Source organism: Pedobacter sp. 01N310 (assembly GCF_056399805.1).
Genome location: NZ_JBFTSB010000001.1, coordinates 636003 through 653643, shown reverse-complemented (window position 1 = coordinate 653643; position 17641 = coordinate 636003). Strand labels below are relative to the sequence as shown.

The 17641-nt window shown below is 37.3% G+C and carries 17 protein-coding genes; 11 read left to right on the top strand and 6 right to left on the bottom strand.

From position 1 onward, the window contains the following. Positions 1 to 59 precede the first annotated feature (59 nt). Positions 60 to 1250 carry a BaiN/RdsA family NAD(P)/FAD-dependent oxidoreductase gene (locus AC1DNH_RS02360; RefSeq protein ID WP_477609258.1) on the bottom strand — a complete coding sequence of 397 codons (1191 nt, stop codon included), beginning with the start codon at positions 1248 to 1250 and terminating at the stop codon, positions 60 to 62. Positions 1251 to 1304: 54 nt separating this feature from the next. On the opposite strand from AC1DNH_RS02360, the gene AC1DNH_RS02355 reads away from it, so the two are divergent. After that, positions 1305 to 2444 carry a 5-(carboxyamino)imidazole ribonucleotide synthase gene (locus AC1DNH_RS02355; RefSeq protein ID WP_477625125.1) on the top strand — a complete coding sequence of 380 codons (1140 nt, stop codon included), beginning with the start codon at positions 1305 to 1307 and terminating at the stop codon, positions 2442 to 2444. An 81-nt stretch (positions 2445 to 2525) separates the two neighbouring features. Further along, on the top strand, positions 2526 to 3032 hold the full coding sequence (purE, locus tag AC1DNH_RS02350; protein WP_230149725.1) for a 5-(carboxyamino)imidazole ribonucleotide mutase: 507 nt from the start codon (positions 2526 to 2528) through the stop codon (positions 3030 to 3032). A 307-nt stretch (positions 3033 to 3339) separates the two neighbouring features. On the opposite strand, the gene AC1DNH_RS02345 is transcribed toward purE, so the two are convergent. Beyond that, entirely contained in the window at positions 3340 to 3903 is a 564-nt protein-coding gene (locus AC1DNH_RS02345) for a YqgE/AlgH family protein (RefSeq protein ID WP_029277901.1), read from the bottom strand. Between the two features lie 46 nt (positions 3904 to 3949). Here AC1DNH_RS02345 and pdxH point away from each other — a divergent pair, with 46 nt between their 5' ends. The 4 genes from pdxH to AC1DNH_RS02325 all read left to right on the top strand — a co-directional run bounded on the left by pdxH (position 3950) and on the right by AC1DNH_RS02325 (position 8431). Next, on the top strand, positions 3950 to 4600 hold the full coding sequence (gene pdxH / locus AC1DNH_RS02340; RefSeq protein WP_477610706.1) for a pyridoxamine 5'-phosphate oxidase: 651 nt from the start codon (positions 3950 to 3952) through the stop codon (positions 4598 to 4600). Between the two features lie 93 nt (positions 4601 to 4693). Beyond that, positions 4694 to 5587 (top strand): 3-hydroxybutyryl-CoA dehydrogenase, encoded by an 894-nt coding sequence (locus tag AC1DNH_RS02335; protein ID WP_477582308.1) that lies wholly within the window; start codon positions 4694 to 4696, stop codon positions 5585 to 5587. 31 nt (positions 5588 to 5618) lie between these two features. Further along, positions 5619 to 6641, top strand: a complete 1023-nt coding sequence (ruvB, locus tag AC1DNH_RS02330) for a Holliday junction branch migration DNA helicase RuvB (protein ID WP_029277907.1) — start codon at positions 5619 to 5621, stop codon at positions 6639 to 6641. A 281-nt stretch (positions 6642 to 6922) separates the two neighbouring features. Next, entirely contained in the window at positions 6923 to 8431 is a 1509-nt protein-coding gene (locus AC1DNH_RS02325; protein WP_029277909.1) for a bifunctional GNAT family N-acetyltransferase/carbon-nitrogen hydrolase family protein, read from the top strand. 62 nt (positions 8432 to 8493) lie between these two features. Here the strand turns inward: AC1DNH_RS02325 and AC1DNH_RS02320 are convergent, their stop codons facing one another. After that, entirely contained in the window at positions 8494 to 8700 is a 207-nt protein-coding gene (locus AC1DNH_RS02320) for a hypothetical protein (protein ID WP_477582305.1), read from the bottom strand. A gap of 138 nt (positions 8701 to 8838) precedes the next feature. Between AC1DNH_RS02320 and queG the strand changes: the two genes are divergently transcribed. Genes queG through AC1DNH_RS02305 form a run of 3 tightly spaced genes read left to right on the top strand, consistent with a single transcriptional unit; the run spans position 8839 to position 10391 of the window. Next, entirely contained in the window at positions 8839 to 9774 is a 936-nt protein-coding gene (gene queG, locus AC1DNH_RS02315) for a tRNA epoxyqueuosine(34) reductase QueG (protein ID WP_477582313.1), read from the top strand. A gap of 27 nt (positions 9775 to 9801) precedes the next feature. Next, the gene (gene vapB / locus AC1DNH_RS02310) at positions 9802 to 10005 is read left to right on the top strand and encodes a type II toxin-antitoxin system VapB family antitoxin (RefSeq protein ID WP_116250987.1); all 204 of its coding nucleotides are present in this window, start codon (positions 9802 to 9804) and stop codon (positions 10003 to 10005) included. Beyond that, a complete protein-coding gene (locus AC1DNH_RS02305) occupies positions 10005 to 10391 on the top strand; it encodes a type II toxin-antitoxin system VapC family toxin (protein ID WP_477582303.1) in 387 nt (128 codons plus the stop codon). The genes vapB and AC1DNH_RS02305 overlap by 1 nt, the downstream gene beginning before the upstream one ends. A 161-nt stretch (positions 10392 to 10552) precedes the next feature. Here the strand turns inward: AC1DNH_RS02305 and AC1DNH_RS02300 are convergent, their stop codons facing one another. Both AC1DNH_RS02300 and AC1DNH_RS02295 read right to left on the bottom strand, forming a co-directional pair. Further along, positions 10553 to 12412: a M1 family metallopeptidase gene (locus AC1DNH_RS02300; RefSeq protein ID WP_477625124.1), complete on the bottom strand. Its 1860-nt coding sequence runs from the start codon at positions 12410 to 12412 to the stop codon at positions 10553 to 10555. An 84-nt stretch (positions 12413 to 12496) separates the two neighbouring features. Next, positions 12497 to 13450 (bottom strand): exonuclease domain-containing protein, encoded by a 954-nt coding sequence (locus tag AC1DNH_RS02295; RefSeq protein ID WP_477582300.1) that lies wholly within the window; start codon positions 13448 to 13450, stop codon positions 12497 to 12499. A gap of 184 nt (positions 13451 to 13634) precedes the next feature. On the opposite strand from AC1DNH_RS02295, the gene AC1DNH_RS02290 reads away from it, so the two are divergent. After that, positions 13635 to 15608 carry a transglutaminase family protein gene (locus AC1DNH_RS02290; protein WP_477607592.1) on the top strand — a complete coding sequence of 658 codons (1974 nt, stop codon included), beginning with the start codon at positions 13635 to 13637 and terminating at the stop codon, positions 15606 to 15608. Beyond that, complete coding sequence (locus AC1DNH_RS02285) at positions 15609 to 17516, top strand: DUF3857 domain-containing protein (RefSeq protein ID WP_477607594.1); 1908 nt, start codon at positions 15609 to 15611, stop codon at positions 17514 to 17516. Here the strand turns inward: AC1DNH_RS02285 and AC1DNH_RS02280 are convergent. Next, the gene (locus tag AC1DNH_RS02280; protein ID WP_255512125.1) at positions 17500 to 17622 is read right to left on the bottom strand and encodes a hypothetical protein; all 123 of its coding nucleotides are present in this window, start codon (positions 17620 to 17622) and stop codon (positions 17500 to 17502) included. The genes AC1DNH_RS02285 and AC1DNH_RS02280 overlap by 17 nt on opposite strands. Between the last annotated feature and the right edge of the window lie 19 nt (positions 17623 to 17641).

Below are 17641 nucleotides of genomic sequence, written 5' to 3'. Positions count from 1 at the left end.
ACATGAGAGACTTAGATAGACCCTGGACCCGATGAAAAATCTGGACAGGGTGACGGATATTACAAATTCTGCGCAATTACAAAACCGCTTGCCCAGGCCCATTGAAAATTATAGCCGCCAAGCCAACCTGTAACATCTAAACATTCGCCACCAAAAAACAGGTTCGGAATCTTTTTACATGCTAAAGTTTTAGAAGATATTTCGTTAGTGTCAATTCCACCCCGCATTACTTCGGCTTTATCATAGCCTTTATCACCTGCAGGTTTAACCTTAAAATGGTGAATGGTTTGTTCAATTAAATCGATTTCTGATTTTGTTAATCCTGCAACAGGTTTGCTTAAAGGTAAAAACTTACCTAATGCATCGGTAAATTTCTTGGTATAAATCCTGTTTAAAAACGTCGACAATAAAGTTTTACCATTATTTTTTCTTTCATCATCCAACAGCGAAACAATATGTTGATTTGGCAACAGATTTAGGTTAATTGTTTCACCCCTCCTCCAAAACGAAGAAATCTGCAAAATAGCAGGCCCACTTAATCCCCAGTGCGTAAAAAGGATATTTTCTTCGAACGAAATCTCATCATTGCTTACTTCGCAAAAAACAGAATTTCCCGAAAGCTGCGCAAACCATTCTTCATCCTTACCAGTTATGGTCAAAGGAACCAAAGCGGGGGCCGTTTCAATTATTTTTAGATCGTGTTTTCTCGCAAAACGTAAGGCGAAATCTGTAGCACCCATTTTTGGGATGGGTAAACCTCCAGTGGTAATCACCAACTTTTCCGCAGTTAAAACTACGGTTTTACCATTTTTTTCATAAATTACTTTAAAGCCTTCTGGCAATAATTCAATATCCTTTACATCTGCGTTACACCTAATTTCTTGCCCGAAATCTTCGCAAACGGATGTAAAAACCTCAACAACATGTTTCGCATTTTTATCATCAGGAAATAATTGGCCTAAAGTTTTTTCTTTGCCTGTAATGCCATAAGTTTCAAAAAAGCCAATGGTATCGTCAACTGTCCACTGCGTGAAAGCAGATTTGATAAAATGTGGGTTTGCTGATATAAACTGCTCAGCTGATGCAAATTGATTCGTATAATTACAGCGGCCTCCACCCGAAATTAAAATTTTGGCACCGGGTTTGTCATTTTTTTCGAGCACAATTACTTTCTTGCCCAGATAGCCTGCCTGCACCGCACACATCAATCCGCAGGCACCTGCACCAATAATTATTGCATCAGCATTCATCAATAAAATTTATTATGGTTACTTTTGCACAAAAGTAGCATTATTTTCAAGCGCATGGCAAAACAGATTAGCGAATTAAAATTAGGTATTTTAGGTGGCGGACAATTGGGCAGAATGCTCATTCAACAAGCAATCAATTACAATGTAACCACATTAGTTTTAGACCCAGATCCTGATGCCCCTTGCAAACACATCTCTAATTACTTCGAAAATGGCTCAATTACCGATTTTGACACCGTTTACGCTTTTGGAAAGAAAGCCGATATCATTACCATTGAAATTGAAAAGGTAAATATCGACGCACTTGAGCAGCTTGAAAAAGAAGGCAAAAAGGTATTTCCACAATCTAGGGTGATCCGTTTAATTCAAGATAAAGGTGTACAAAAACAGTTTTTTAAAGAAAACGATATCCCAACCTCTCCTTTCCAGATTGTAAATACGAAGGAAGATATGGAGAACAGTACTATCCCTTTTCCATATATTTTAAAACTGCGTAAAGATGGTTATGATGGCAAAGGTGTGATGAAAATCAATAGTGCAGCCGATCTGGCCAGAGCTTTCGATGCACCTTGTATTATTGAAAAACTGGTCGATTTTGAAAAAGAAGTTGCCGTAATTGTTGCCCGTAATGCCAACGGCGATATGAAAACTTTCCCGATGGTAGAAATGGAATTTAACCCAGAGGCCAATTTGGTTGAGTTTTTAATTTCCCCATCTACTTTTGCCGAAAGCTTGCAACAAAAAGCAGAAAACATTGCTAAAAATATTGCCTCAGCAATGAACATCACCGGGATTTTAGCGGTAGAAATGTTTATTTGCAAAGATGGAGAGTTGCTGGTTAACGAAGTGGCTCCTCGTCCGCACAATAGCGGTCACCAAACTATCGAGGGCAATTATGTTTCTCAGTTCGAACAACATTTACGTTCTATTTATAATTTGCCACTTGGCGATACTACGAGTATTACCAATGCCATTATGATTAACCTACTTGGCGAAAAAGGCTTCGAAGGTGTGGCTAAATATGAAAATCTGGAAAAAATACTAGCGATTGACGGTGTTTTTGTTCACCTGTATGGCAAGAAATACACAAAACCTTTCCGTAAGATGGGCCATGTAACCATTGTAGATATCGATAGAGAAAAAGCCATAGAAAAAGCACGCTTTGTACAAAAAACATTAAAAGTAATCGCATAAAACTCCTAGCCCTTTAAATGGGAATTAAAAACAAGGTGGAAATGCAAAAGTTTAAAGAAGTTAAAAAGAAATAAAATAAATATGAGTCAAGGAAATTCAAATTCGGCATTAGTTGGAATTATCATGGGTAGCAAATCAGATTTACCTGTTATGCAAGATGCTGCTGATGTATTAAAAGAATTTGGAATAAACTATGAAATTACGGTTGTTTCTGCCCACAGAACACCAGAACGGATGTTTAATTATGCTAAAGAAGCACAAGGCCGTGGTTTAAAAGTGATTATTGCCGGTGCCGGTGGTGCTGCCCATTTACCAGGAATGGTTGCTTCTATCACCACATTACCAGTAATTGGTGTTCCGGTTAAGTCATCAAACTCTATCGATGGCTGGGATAGTATTTTATCGATCTTACAAATGCCGAATGGTATCCCGGTGGCTACAGTGGCATTAAACGCTGCTAAAAATGCAGGTTTATTGGCCACTCAGATTTTAGCTACAGCTGATGATTCTTTAACAGTTAAAATGCAAGCTTATAAAGATGAACTGAGAAGAAAGGTTGAAGAAAGCGCTGATAGTCTTGAGTCCTAAGTCAGGAGTCTTTAGTCTATTCAACTAAGTTCGATTAATACAATATTATGGGTCGTCACCCTGACCTGTAGCGAAGTGGAAAGCTACGAAGTAAATTCATTTCGGGGTCTATTGCAGGAAAGATGCTGAAATAAATTCAGCATGACGATCTCATTAAGACAATTTGAAAGAAATGATCAGTATAATAATAACTAAACTTATTTAAACATAAATATAAAAGGGCGATGTAAAAATAATTTCATCGCCCTTTTTATTATAATACTATTTTTATTCACCTAGAATCTGTTAACTGAAAATCGCCAACTAATTAGTTCAGATTCGGGTCAACGGGAAAATTACTGATATGTGCATATTTTGGTCCTAAATTTACGATCACATCCCGCCAAAGTTTTTCATCATCGTTACTAAAAATGAGATCAGGATTAAAGGTATCGCTCACCATCCAGGCGTTCTGCTCTATTTCGCGATCGAGCTGTCCATGGCCCCAGCCAGAGTAGCCCATAAAAAATTTTATTTCCTCAGCGCTTATGGCATTGGTATTTAAAAGGATTTTAAGTGTTTCAAAATTCCCACCCCAATACAGTCCATTCCCAATAGGCTCACCACTCTGTAGTTTATCATAACTACGATGAATGAAATGTAAGGTATCTGCAGCAACAGGTCCGCCAAAATAAATGTAGTTTTTTGCATCCCATAAATCTTGTATCACATCATTCAGCATAAGATTACCTACCTGGTTAAGTATATAACCTACAGTTCCATCATCGCCATGCTCTGTTAATAGCACAACAGATCTTTTAAAATTAGGATCGGCCATAAATGGCTCTGAGATGAGCAAGCGGCCTGTTTTAGGTTTTATATTGTTCAGCATGATGATAATCATTTGTTACACCGTAAAAGATGTCTATTTTTGTTAAATGCAAGTTACAAATGAATTTCTACAAAACCTGCGCCAAGATTACAAAAGCGCTTTGCTGGATGAATCTGACGTTGATCAAGACCCAATTATCCAGTTTAAAAAGTGGTTTCAACATGCTGTTGATGCCCAGATATACGAACCCAATGTAATGACTTTAGCTACAGCCGATAAAGCCGGCAGACCCGATGCCCGTATTGTTTTACTTAAAGGCGTTGATACAGATGGATTTAGATTTTTTACGAATTACCTAAGTGCTAAAGGAAAAGAGCTAAAACGTAATCCATACGCAGCTTTAGTATTTTTCTGGCCTGAATTGGAAAGACAGGTGAGGATCGAAGGAACGGTAGAAAAACTAGATAAGGAAACTTCCGAAGAATATTTCAATACGAGGCCAATTGACAGTCAGATTGGAGCCGTAGCCTCTCCACAGAGCCAGGTTATTCCAAACAGAGCATTTTTAGAAGAAAAATTTGAAGAATTAAAGGCTAAAAGCACCGATAAAGGTATTGTAAAACCTGCGCACTGGGGCGGTTATATTGTAAAACCTACAAGGATAGAGTTTTGGCAAGGAAGAAGCAGCAGGCTGCACGACAGGATAAATTTCGAAAAGGTTAAAGGAATCTGGACTAAAACAAGATTGGCACCATAACTTAATATAATAAATAGAGATCGGGCTATCCGGCAAGATCTCTATTTTAACTAATCGTTTACTATTAAATTCTCTTTTTTTAATCTCTTAAAGATGAAACAAATCGCAGTTATAGGATCTGGCACGATGGGAAATGGCATCGCTCATACCTTTGCACAATTCAATTATCAAGTCAACCTGATTGATATTAATCAAGCTGCATTGGATAGGGCCATACAAACCATTACCAAAAATTTAGACAGACAGGTTGCCAAAGCCACATTAACAGAAGATCAGAAAGCGGCCGCTCTTAATAACATCACCACCTATACCTCAATAAAGGATGGCGTTCAAAGTTCCGATTTAATTGTAGAAGCCGCTACCGAAAATGTGGACTTAAAACTGAAGATTTTTAAGGATTTAGATGAGTACGCACCTGCACATGCTATTCTGGCTTCTAATACCTCCTCTATTTCCATTACGCAGATTGCTGCCATAACCGGTAGAGGTGATAAGGTAATCGGGATGCACTTTATGAACCCTGTTCCGGTAATGAAGCTAGTAGAAGTAATAAGAGGTTATGCCACCAGTGATGAAACAACCAGTACTATTATGTCGCTATCGCAAAGTTTGGAGAAAGTTCCTGTTGAGGTAAATGATTATCCGGGTTTTGTGGCTAACCGCATTTTAATGCCAATGATTAACGAGGCCATTTACACTCTGTATGAAGGCGTTGCAGGCGTTTATGAAATCGATACCGTAATGAAACTTGGAATGGCACATCCGATGGGGCCCTTGCAGTTAGCCGATTTTATTGGTCTGGATGTTTGTTTGGCAATATTAAAAGTATTGAACGACGGTTTTGGTAATCCTAAATACGCACCATGTCCATTATTGGTAAATATGGTTGCTGCAGGTAAAAAAGGTAGTAAAACTGGCGAAGGTTTTTATAAATATACTGCCGGATCAAAAGATCTTGTCGTTTCTGATAAATTTAAAAAATCCTAATTTTTTTAGCATTTAATTTTATATTTGCTGTATGAATGAGAATCTGGATCCTGAAGCAAGCAACCTAAGCCCAACCGATCGTGATATTGAAAGGGTTTTAAGGCCACAGGCTTTTGAAGATTTTACGGGACAGGAAAAAGTGATGGAAAATCTGAAGATTTTTGTTCAGGCGGCGAAACTCCGTGGTGAGGCTTTAGATCACGTTCTTTTGCATGGTCCTCCCGGATTAGGTAAAACCACACTCTCTCATATCATTGCCAATGAAATGGCTACTGGCATCAAAGTAACCTCTGGTCCGGTATTAGACAAACCTGGCGATTTGGCTGGTTTATTAACCGGCTTGGATGAAGGCGATATCCTTTTTATTGATGAGATCCATCGTTTATCTCCTCTTGTGGAAGAATATCTATACTCTGCCATGGAAGATTTTAAAATCGATATTATGCTCGAAACTGGCCCGAATGCCCGTTCTGTACAGATTTCGCTTAATCCTTTTACTTTAGTAGGTGCTACCACCCGCTCCGGATTGTTGACTGCTCCGTTAAGGGCACGCTTTGGCATCAATGCCCGCCTGGCTTACTATGACGCTAAATTGCTAACCACAATTGTGCTACGCTCTTCTGATATATTAAAAACGCCGATCAGTGATGAAGGTGCCTACGAAATTGCCCGCCGTAGCCGTGGCACGCCCCGTATTGCCAATGCACTTCTACGGAGAACAAGAGATTTTGCGCAGATTAAAGGAAACGGAAATATCGATACTGAAATTGCCCGCTATGCCCTCAATGCATTAAATGTAGATGAACATGGCTTGGATGAAATGGACAACAGGATCCTGGTTACCATTATCGATAAATTTAAAGGCGGTCCGGTAGGTTTAAAAACCATTGCGACAGCTGTTGGAGAAGATGAAGGTACTATTGAGGAGGTTTATGAGCCGTTTTTGATTCAAGAGGGATATATTATGCGTACTTCACGGGGTAGAGAAGTTACCGAAGCGGCTTACAAGCACTTAAAGAAAAATTATCCAGGCCAAACCGGGAAGCTGTTTTAATACAAGATTGTTTCTTGCCAAATCGTCATTTCGACTGAAGTGCAACGGAATGGAGAAATCTATTGTCGTTTTATAAACGATTTCTCTTCTATGATTGAATAAAAAAAAAGACCCTGAAATGAATTCAGGGTGACGTTACTCGGGTTACTATTGCATCAAATCAAACATTCCGTCCTCCTGATCCGATAGCTTTCGGATTTGTTTCAGGATCTTCTAAGAAATATACAATCCATCTGAACATTTAAGCCCTTTTGGTGTTCATAACATAGAAATCAAACATTATGAATATTGAATTACGTAAACTAACGCTCGAAGATTACGAAGATCTTAAAGAATCGATGCTCCAGGCCTACGACAGTATGGGTGGTTCCATCTGGCCAAAATCAAGTATTGCAAAACTTTTAAATATTTTCCCAGAAGGACAGCTCTGTATCGCTGTTGATGATAAGGTTGTAGCCTGTTCATTAGCCATTATTGTAGAGTACGACGAATATGGAGATCGGCATACCTACAAGTTGATCACTGGTGATTATTCTTTTACGACACACGATCCAAACGGCGACACCCTCTATGGAATCGAAATTTTCGTGCACCCTGACTTCCGTGGTTTGCGCTTGGGAAGAAGGTTATATGAGGCACGTAAAGAACTCTGCGAAAGCCTAAATCTAAAAAGCATTATTGCCGGTGGCAGAATTCCGGGTTATCACCAATATGCAGAACAGCTTAGCCCAAGGCAGTATATAGACAAGGTAAAAGCAAAAGAAATTTACGATCCTACATTGACTTTCCAGATCTCTAATGATTTTCACGTAAGAAAAGTATTGAAAAACTATTTACCTGGTGATAAAGAATCAAAAGAGTATGCTACCTTAATTGAGTGGAATAACATTTATTATCAAGGTATTGATGCTTCAGCCCGTTCGGCAATGACCATCCGTTTGGGTTTGGTGCAATGGGAAATGCGTTTATTCCCCAATATGGATGCATTTTATGAGCAAGTAGAGTTTTTTGTTGATGCGCTAAGTGGTTACAAATCAGATTTCGTGATGTTCCCTGAGCTATTCAACACGCCCTTACTGCAACCTTATAATCATTTGCCAGAGATTGAGGCCATGCGCAAACTCGCCGAAAAAACAGAAGAGATTGTACAAAAAATGCATGAGTATTCCTTGAGCTACAATACTAACATCATTACAGGCAGTATGCCACTTATTGAGGATGGCAAACTTTATAATGCCACTTACCTTTGTCACCGTACCGGTAAAATAGACGAGTATAGAAAAATCCACATTACACCGAATGAGCAAAAATATTATGGTATGATCGGTGGCGATAAAGTACAGGTATTTGATACCGATTGTGGTAAAGTGGGCATTTTGATCTGTTACGATGTAGAATTCCCTGAATTAAGCCGCATTTATGCCGATCAGGGCATGCAGATTTTATTTGTACCATTCTTAACGGATACACAGAATGGTTATACACGTGTTCGCCATTGCGCACAAGCAAGAGCTATAGAAAACGAATGTTATGTGGCCATTGCAGGCTGCGTGGGCAATTTACCGAAGGTAAACAACATGGACATCCAGTTCGCGCAATCGGCAGTTTTTACACCTTCTGATTTCGCTTTCCCTACCAATGCCATAAAAGCAGAAGCTACGCCAAATACGGAGATGGTTTTAGTGGTAGATGTTGACCTGCATTTACTAGACGAACTGCACCACTATGGAACAGTAAAAGTGCTAAAAGACAGGCGGAAAGACCTTTATCAGGTTAAACTATTAAAATAAAAACACATAAAAAATGCCGGTCAAATTAATTTACCGGCATTTTCATTTTAATCTAAAGCTAATTATTTTCTCATCACAAACCATATAATCAAACCAATGATAATGGCTATCGGTAAAACCCATTTTAAGGCTTGACCGCCACCGTTTTCATCTTTCTCAGTAACGGCAGGTTTTGCCGGCCCCGGGTTTTCTTTATGACTTTCGTAATCTTTTTCGATCGGTTTAGGAGCTGCTCCTGATTCCGTATGTTGTGGATCTATATTTTCCATAGCTAATACTCTAAAAGTTCGTCCTTTCCTAGTGTAATTTCAATCAGGATGAACCATAATTAATTAATTTAGTTTCTGTATTTAGAACAAGTGATTAATGAAAATGTTTTAAATCCTAAGCCTTATCTTTGCAGATCGGTGTACAACAATTCTGCAAAATATAGCCAACTCATCAAAGATGAAGCCCTGCGTTTGGGTTTTATGGCCTGTGGCATTTCAAAAGCTGAATTTCTTGAAGAAGAGGCACCAAGGTTAGAAAAATGGCTGAATCAAAACCGCCATGGTGAAATGAAATATATGGAAAATTATTTCGATAAACGCCTCGACCCCAGACTTTTAGTTGAGGACGCAAAATCAGTAATTTCCTTATCCTTAAACTATTATACAGAAGAAAAACAATCAGATCCTGATGCGCCAAAAATTTCCAAATATGCGTACGGACAAGATTACCATACAGTAATAAAAGATAAATTAAAGGAATTAACTCATTTTATTGAAGAAAACATTGGTGAGGTTTCGGGAAGGGCATTTGTAGATTCTGCTCCGGTTTTAGATCGTGCCTGGGCGAAAAAATCGGGTATTGGCTGGATTGGTAAAAATTCTAACCTGATCAGTAAAACTGATGGTTCCTTTTTTTTTCTTGCAGAGTTGATTGTTGATCTGGAGCTAGATTACGATCACCCATATCAAGCTGATTATTGCGGAAGCTGCACAAGATGTTTAGATGCCTGCCCAACTGATGCCATTATTGCACCTCAGGTTGTAGATGGAACCAAATGTATCTCCTACCTCACCATTGAGCTGAAAAATGAAATTCCCAATGAGTTTAAAGATAAAATGAGCAACTGGATGTTCGGTTGTGATATCTGTCAGGATGTTTGCCCATGGAATCGTTTCTCTAAAGCACACAATGAAGAAGCTTTTAAGCCTGAGAACGGCTTACTGGATTTGAACGCAAAAGATCTGACTGAAATTACAGATGATGTTTTTAAAAAGGTCTTTAAAGGATCGGCAGTTAAGCGCACTAAATTCTCCGGACTAAAAAGGAATATCGATTTTCTGAAACCTGAATAGTCACAAATCTTTTTTATATTTGATATTATGACTGACATTCAATTATATACAAAATTAGCAGACTTACCTACCGGGCTAAAAAAAAGGGTATCAGATTATATTGATTCTTTAATGGCAAAAGAGAAATCAATTGATAAATCAAAAAAAAGAGTATCTGGTTTAGGGAAAGGTCTAATTAGCATAAAGGATAATTTTAATGATCCTATTGAAGGTTTTGAAGATTACCTATAATGAATCTTTTACTTGACACGCATATTGTAATCTGGTTTATCACTAATGATGATAAACTTTCAAAAAAAGTCAAAGATCTTATTGAAGATTCAAAAAACAAGTGTTTTGTTAGTATAGCTAGTTATTGGGAATTATCCATTAAATATGCTCTAGGAAGGTTGAATTTAAATTCAACAATTGAAGAAATATTTAATATTATAGAAAAAAGTGGATTTGACATACTACCTATTACATTGAATCATATCATCCAACTTTCAAAGCTACAGCATTTCCATAATGATCCTTTTGATAGATTGATGATATCTCAATCAATTACTGAAAATCTAAGCTTAGTAAGCAATGACAATTATTTTCCAGCTTATAAAATACAACTCATTAATCAATAATGCGTTATACTCAATTTATTTCAGCATCCACAATCAAAGAATTAAGTTTAATAGATCCTGAAACAAGTTCATTATGACGATCGCCATAAAACTTACCTATGTTAAGGAAGTCAAGTTTTTGGGCGATTTGCTCAGTTCAACTTAACTTCCTCCGTATTCATCTAATTCAATGAAAAACCATTATCGCTTTTCACTTTATCAGGGGTGTGTGGGTTTCCCATCACTACTTTTGATAATTTCTTGCTTGTTTTTATATTTATTTTCACTTGCGTATCCCCTTTTTCCCAAACACCAATAGTGTTATGGTTATTTTCGACAGAACCATCGTCATAAGTCAGGGATAAATCGATTGGCAACGGCTTAACGCTTTTGTTCTCAATGGTAATTGTATATCCACTTGATGTTTTGTCAACTGCTTTAATAGCCATATCGGTAACGCCATCTTCAAAAAACCAGTCTTTCCAGAACCAGTTTAAATTTTTACCGCTTCCCTCATTCATGCTATTAAAGAAATCGTATGGCATCGGGTGTTTACCATTCCAGTTTTTAATATAAGTATGCAAAGCTTTGGTAAACAGTTCATCTCCTAGGTAATCTTTAACAAACAAATAAGCCAAACCTGGTTTAGGGTACGAATTGGTAAAAGATCCTGATCCTTTTAAATCTGGTGTTAAAGTCATTATTGGGGTATCATCTTTGCCGCCAGATGACGAAGCAGTAGGTTGTACGCCGTATTCATCAACAATTGTAGAATCAATCATCGGAGAAATCAACCACTCGCCTATTGTGGCCCAACCTTCGTCCATCCAACCATATTTTGTCTCATTTATGCCCATGTAAAAAGGAAACATAGTATGAAAAATTTCATGGTCGGTTAAAGTAATCGCATCTGTGCGGTTATCAACCGGGTTATCGTTCACCATCATTGGGTATTCCATTTGGTCCAAACCATCGAATATCGTTTCATGATTGTATGGAAAAGGCCATTTAGGAAAAGTATAACTCATGGCTTCAACCGTTTTACGGGCGAAATCAATCACTTCGTAATAATCTTTATGTTTTGGATTAAAAACAGCATCAACACGGGTTCTTCTTTTTGTTTTAGGATCAACTACTAAACTGCTCGATTTCCACAGGTAATGATCGCTTAGCGCAAATACAAAATCAGTAACGTTTTTAGCCTCGAATTTAAAGGTATTAAAAGCATTCTGCTGAGTTACTTTTTTATCAGCTAAATCTTTGTCGGTAATCACATCAATTACAGCGTCATTTTTTTCGGCAGATAACATTCTGGAAACAATATCTTTCTGGAAAACTTCTGAAGGGTTTTTCAGGTCGCCGGTTGCCCAAACTCCATATCCACCTGGAACCGTAATTGAAGCATTGAACTGGTCAAAATCGTTATAAAACTCCTCAGCTCCTGTGTAAGGGAATTTATTCCACCCGTCTACATCATCATAAACCGCAATACGCGGGAAAAAGTAAGCCACGAAATGAGATCCCTCATCTACCTGACCTGTACGCATATGCGATCCTTTATTTAAAGTATAGCTATAATCTATAGAAAAGCTAATGGTTCTGCCAGGAACAACCGCAGGAACATTCACCGTCATATTGGTTCCATCAATTTTAAAATCAGTGATTGACTTTCCGTTCGTTGCCAGTTTTTCAATATCAACTCCATCACCCAGGTCAGACTCTGCCAATTTTGACTTTCTTGGTGTTCCTTTTTTATATAGATTTGGGTAAAGCTTAAACCATATCTGCTTCAGCGTATCAGGACTATTATTGGTATAAGTTACCTGAACCTTACCTTTTAACAACCTGCTGGTTGGATTAAAATCTACATTAAGATCATATTTTGAAATATTTTGCCAATAATTTTTCCCAGGTTTTCCGTCCATATTTCTCGTTTCCTTTTGATAGGTTTTTTGAAATTCAGGTGCTATTGATAAAGTAGTCTGCGCATTAGCGTAAAACGCTGTACACAATAAAAGGCTAAATATTTTTATAGATTTCATTTTTTGAGTTTAGGGCAAAGCGCTTTGCGCATAGCGTAATCTTATCTTTTAATAAAAAATCAATATTAACCGATTAACCAAAATCTACTTACCAAACTTCATTTTCAACTGCTCCAACATATCTGTATTAATCGGCTGTGCAGGTTTTTCTGTCTTTGGTTGAGGTTTCTGTTGATATTGAGGTTTATTGGCAGGTGTATTATTTTGAGGTCGTGCTGCCCTGTTCTCATTTTTCTTTACATTGAATTTTGCCCACTCCTCATCTAATTTCTTCTTTGTGTACAAGGGGAAATCGCCATTCTTCATCCAGGCATAATAACTAGGTTCTACTGAAAATACCTGTGCTGTTGTTTTACCTTTATGTTTACCAAAATTGAAACACACTTCATCATTATCATTATACACCAATCTACCAGCAAAATCTACCGGTTTATTAATATTGGTAAAAATATGCAGTGCATCTACGTCATTTACAACGGGAATACTTTTTACACCTTGTTTGCTCTCAAACTCGGTTTCTTTGTACATTTCTAACTGTCCAAGTAAAACCTTATAAGTGGCAATAACATCTGCTTCTGCAGCATGTGCATTAATTAAATCTTCCTGACAATAGAATTTATAAGCCGCTTTTAAGGTACGTTGCTCCATTTGATGGAATATATTCTGTACATCAACAAACTTGCGGTTATTCATATCAAAATCTACTTCAGCTCTTAAAAATTCTTCTAAAAGCATCGGGATATCAAATTTATTCGAATTGTATCCCGCCAGATCACTTTCTCCAATAAATTCGGCAATTTCGGCTGCCAAAGTTTTAAAGGTAGGCTCGTTTGCAATGTCTTCATCATAAATACCGTGTATTAACGAAGTTTGCAAAGGAATCGGCATTTCTGGATTTACACGCCAGGTTTTAACCAGTTCAGAACCATCTGGCATGGCTTTTAAAATCGCTATTTCAACGATTCTGTCGGCTCCAACATTAATTCCAGTAGCTTCTAAATCAAAAAATGCTAATGGGCGCTTTAAATTTAATTTCATTTCTTATGATGTGAGATTGGCGACATTAGATTTGAATCGGAATGTCAAATTCTTTTTTTTCAAAAGTGCTAAAAAGGTTTCATTAGTTCTGTAAAACAGCTTTATTAATTTATAAATTTAATTGTCAAATTATTTCAGAATGTTAGTTTGTAGGATTAAATTGCGACAATTTATATACGCTCAAATGAATAAGACATTAGCCATACTATTCCTCCTATTTTTATCATTAACTACTCATGCTCAAAACTTTGACTTTGGCGCAATCACTTATGATGATTACGAATTCGACAGAAAAAAATTAGACAGTAATGCCAACGCTATTGTTTTAAAAGAGTTTGGTACAGCATCTATCCAAAGGGATGATAATACTGGAAGTTTAGAACTGATTTTTGAGCACCATGTGAAAATCAAAATCTATAATAAAGAAGGCTTTAAGGAAGCTAATATTGTTATTCCAACCTATAAAGACGAATCTCGCGAAGAAACGATCAATGATTTAAAAGCTTCTACTTTTAATTATGTAAACAATAATTTTGTAGAAACCGTAATGGACAGAAAGGCTGTTTTCACTGAAAACCGGTCAAAATACACCAGACTAACCAAGTTTACGCTTCCAAACCTCAAAGAAGGCGCTATAATTGAATATAGTTATAGGTTAAAATCGCCCAACTTATTTAATTTCAAAACATGGGAATTTCAAAGCAGCATTCCAAAGGTGATTAGCGAATATTTGGTTTACATCCCAGGCATTTACAATTACAATGTTTCCTTACGTGGATTTCAAAAACTGACGGATCAAAAAGCAGAACTGAGCAAAGAATGTTTAAGGCTTTCAGGCGTAGCTATCGATTGCTCAAAAATCAACTACATGATGAAAAACATTCCGGCATTTATCGAAGAGGATAACATGACCGCGCCCAGTAACTTTAAATCGGCTATTTATTTTGAGCTTTCGGACGTACAGAATTTGAATGGAGCAAAAACTTCCTATACTAAAACCTGGAAAGATGTTGATTATGAACTGTCATCGTATAAAACCCTGGGCGATCAGATGAAAAGGAAAGATGTTTTTAAAGACCTCATTCCAGAAATTACGAAAGGAAGCACTACCGATTTAGATAAAGCAAAAGCCGTTTATAATTACATTAAAAAACAGATCAAATGGAATAATTATTACGGAAAATACGCCGAAGATAACATTAAAAAAGCACTAGAAAACAGATCGGGCAACGTAGCAGATATTAACCTGAGCCTAATTGCGGCACTTTCTGCAGCTGGTTTAGATGTAGAGGCTGTTATCCTTTCTACCCGTGATAATGGAACAGTAAACAAGCTTTATCCGGTAATGAGTGATTTTAATTACCTGGTTGCTAAAGTAAATCTTGCCGATAAAAGTTATTTACTGGATGCTACAGAACCACTTCTACCCTTCGGATTGTTACCACTTCGGTGTATTAACGACCAGGGCAGGGTAATCAATTTAAAGAAACCATCTTACTGGATTGATTTAAAGGCCAGCCAGAAAACAACTACCAGTTATATCCTAACAGGAAAAATGACAACTGAAGGAAAAATCATTGGCACTTTAACTACCCATACCATGGGTTACGCGGCATATGGCAAACGTAAAGATATTCTTCGATACAATTCGCCGGATGAATATGTCGAGAAGCTTGATGAACGTTTAACCAGAATTAAGATACTTGATCATCAAATTTTGAACCTGGATAGTGTAGAAAATTCTTTAATAGAAAAATACGAGGTAGAGTTTACCATAAACGATGGTACAAATAAAGATCAGTTTTATTTTAGCCCATTTTTTATCAATACCATTTCGAAAAATCCATTTAATTTAAACGAACGTACCTACCCAGTTGATTTGGGTGCAGCGTCTGACGAGCGCATTATCATCAATGTGCTTTTACCAGAAAAATACCAATTGATAGAAAAACCAAAAGATATGGCAATAGCTTTACCCAATTCTGGTGGAAAGTATTTATTGCAAACAGGTTTAGATGGAAACACTATTTCGATGAGTCAGATTTTACAGTTTAACAATGCTATTTATCAGCCTGAAGAATATCTTTTCTTAAAGGAATTCTATAGCAAGATCATCCAAAACCAGAAAACAGAGTTTTTATTAAAAAAAGCAAATTAAATGAGATTCTTATTTACCACATTTTCCTTGCTTTTAGTTTCTGTTGTTGGCTTTGCGCAAGACAACTATGATGTTGATTTAATTCCCGCTAACCTGCGCAACCGCGCCAATGCCTGTATCAGGAATGAAGAAACAACCATCGATATGCGCTCGCCTGATAACGTAATGCTTAATGTAAAAAAAGCCATTACGGTATTTAACCAAAATGGAGAGGACGAAGCACGTTTGGTACTCTATTACGATAAAAATATTTCAATTAAAGGGATAAGAGGAGAAGTTTACAACAGCGTTGGCAAACTCACCAACAAGTTTTCTCAAAACGATTTTGCTGATATGAGCGCGGCCGATGGGTTCTCCCTATTTGTTGATAGCCGCGTAAAACACTATCTACCACCGGTAAACCAATATCCTTACACCCTGGTTTACAATTATGAAATTAGAAATAAACAAAATCTGATTATACCCGATTGGAGCCCGAAACCAGCAGATGATGTTTCAGTAGAGAAAAGTACTTATACCTTTATTTGTAAGCCAACAGATCAGGTAAGAATAAAAACCCAGAATTATAGCGGAACACCAGAAGTACTAACTGATGAGAAGCAGAAAAAAACAATTTGGAAGGCAAATAATATCCTGGCGGTTAGAACTGAACCCTATAGCCCGGCGCACGAAACTTATGCAACCAACATCCAGATTGCCCCGCAAGCGTTTTATTATTACAACCATAAAGGCAGTTATACCAACTGGAAAGAGCTAGGCAAGTGGATTTATGACGATTTGTTAGCAGAACGCAAAGCCTTGCCACCTGCCACCATCGAAATGATAAAGGATCTTGTAAAGAACGAAAAAACGGACAAGGATAAGGCGCGTAAAATCTATCAGTACTTACAAGAGAAAACAAGATACATTAGTGTACAGATTGGTATTGGTGGTTTTCAGCCGATTGCAGCCAGCGAAGTAGATCGGTTGGCTTATGGTGATTGTAAAGCTTTAGTAAACTATATGCAAAGCCTGCTCAGTGCAGCAAATATAGATTCTTATTACTGCGTAGTATCGGCTGGTTCTGAAAAGAAAAGTATGGACCCGAACTATGCCAGTATGGTACAAGGCAATCATATTATTTTATGCATGCCGTTAAAGGGCGACACAACCTGGTTAGAATGCACCAGCCAAAAAATCCCCTTTGGCTTTTTAAGCGATTTTACGGATGATAGATTGGTGCTTGCCTGTACTAACGAGGGAGGTAAACTATTGCATACACCAAAACTAACAACTGCTGAGAACTTGCAGATACGTAAAGCCAACTTAACTGTTCAGTTAGATGGCACTGTATCTGGAAAAATGAATACCGTGTATGCTGGCTCACAATATGAAAATCAGGAATCGCTGATTGGTAAATCAATAACCGAACAGCATAAACTACTAAAAGAAGCTTATAACATTGACAATATTGATTTCGAAGCAGTGTCCTTTGCGCAGAAAAAAGATATATCGCCCAAATTAACTGAAGAAGTAAGCATTAATATCAGAAATTATGCGCCTGTTAATGGAAATAAAATGTTTTTACAGCTCAATGCCTTTAACCTGAGGCGGTCAATTCCTGAAATAAAGAACAGAACACTGCCTGTTTACATTAACCGTGGATATACAGACGAAGATAGCATTGTTTATACCTTGCCAGATAATGTAATTACAGAATTGATTATTGGACAAGATAAAGCTTTTAAAAGCCCTTTCGGAGAATATGTATGTAAGGCCAGCTTAGTAGGCAACAAACTAACCTATTACCGGAAATTTATACTAAACGATGGTACATTTCCTGCAGCGCAGTATAATGAGTTTTCGAAATTCATTAATGATGTAAATGCTGCAGATTATTTAAAATTAGCACTTAGCTTAAAAAAATAATCCCGAGGCCAATACCAATAATCATGATCAGGTACATCAAAATTTCTGTTGAAGCAAATCTTTTGTATTTGGTCCAGAAAGAGTAATCATTTTCTTCGTTTGGCATTTTACATTTTTATGCAGCA

What these genes read in the sequence shown, in the direction of transcription:
- vapB (WP_116250987.1), top strand. Translation starts at nt 9,802, where the DNA reads ATGACTGACATTCAATTATATACAAAATTAGCAGACTTACCTACCGGG.
- pdxH (WP_477610706.1), top strand. Translation starts at nt 3,950, where the DNA reads ATGCAAGTTACAAATGAATTTCTACAAAACCTGCGCCAAGATTACAAA.
- AC1DNH_RS02290 (WP_477607592.1), top strand. Translation starts at nt 13,635, where the DNA reads ATGAATAAGACATTAGCCATACTATTCCTCCTATTTTTATCATTAACT.
- AC1DNH_RS02355 (WP_477625125.1), top strand. Translation starts at nt 1,305, where the DNA reads ATGGCAAAACAGATTAGCGAATTAAAATTAGGTATTTTAGGTGGCGGA.
- AC1DNH_RS02325 (WP_029277909.1), top strand. Translation starts at nt 6,923, where the DNA reads ATGAATATTGAATTACGTAAACTAACGCTCGAAGATTACGAAGATCTT.
- ruvB (WP_029277907.1), top strand. Translation starts at nt 5,619, where the DNA reads ATGAATGAGAATCTGGATCCTGAAGCAAGCAACCTAAGCCCAACCGAT.
- purE (WP_230149725.1), top strand. Translation starts at nt 2,526, where the DNA reads ATGAGTCAAGGAAATTCAAATTCGGCATTAGTTGGAATTATCATGGGT.
- AC1DNH_RS02285 (WP_477607594.1), top strand. Translation starts at nt 15,609, where the DNA reads ATGAGATTCTTATTTACCACATTTTCCTTGCTTTTAGTTTCTGTTGTT.
- AC1DNH_RS02295 (WP_477582300.1), bottom strand. Translation starts at nt 13,450, where the DNA reads ATGAAATTAAATTTAAAGCGCCCATTAGCATTTTTTGATTTAGAAGCT.
- AC1DNH_RS02305 (WP_477582303.1), top strand. Translation starts at nt 10,005, where the DNA reads ATGAATCTTTTACTTGACACGCATATTGTAATCTGGTTTATCACTAAT.
- AC1DNH_RS02345 (WP_029277901.1), bottom strand. Translation starts at nt 3,903, where the DNA reads ATGCTGAACAATATAAAACCTAAAACAGGCCGCTTGCTCATCTCAGAG.
- AC1DNH_RS02300 (WP_477625124.1), bottom strand. Translation starts at nt 12,412, where the DNA reads ATGAAATCTATAAAAATATTTAGCCTTTTATTGTGTACAGCGTTTTAC.
- AC1DNH_RS02360 (WP_477609258.1), bottom strand. Translation starts at nt 1,250, where the DNA reads ATGAATGCTGATGCAATAATTATTGGTGCAGGTGCCTGCGGATTGATG.
- AC1DNH_RS02335 (WP_477582308.1), top strand. Translation starts at nt 4,694, where the DNA reads ATGAAACAAATCGCAGTTATAGGATCTGGCACGATGGGAAATGGCATC.
- AC1DNH_RS02280 (WP_255512125.1), bottom strand. Translation starts at nt 17,622, where the DNA reads ATGCCAAACGAAGAAAATGATTACTCTTTCTGGACCAAATACAAAAGA.
- AC1DNH_RS02320 (WP_477582305.1), bottom strand. Translation starts at nt 8,700, where the DNA reads ATGGAAAATATAGATCCACAACATACGGAATCAGGAGCAGCTCCTAAA.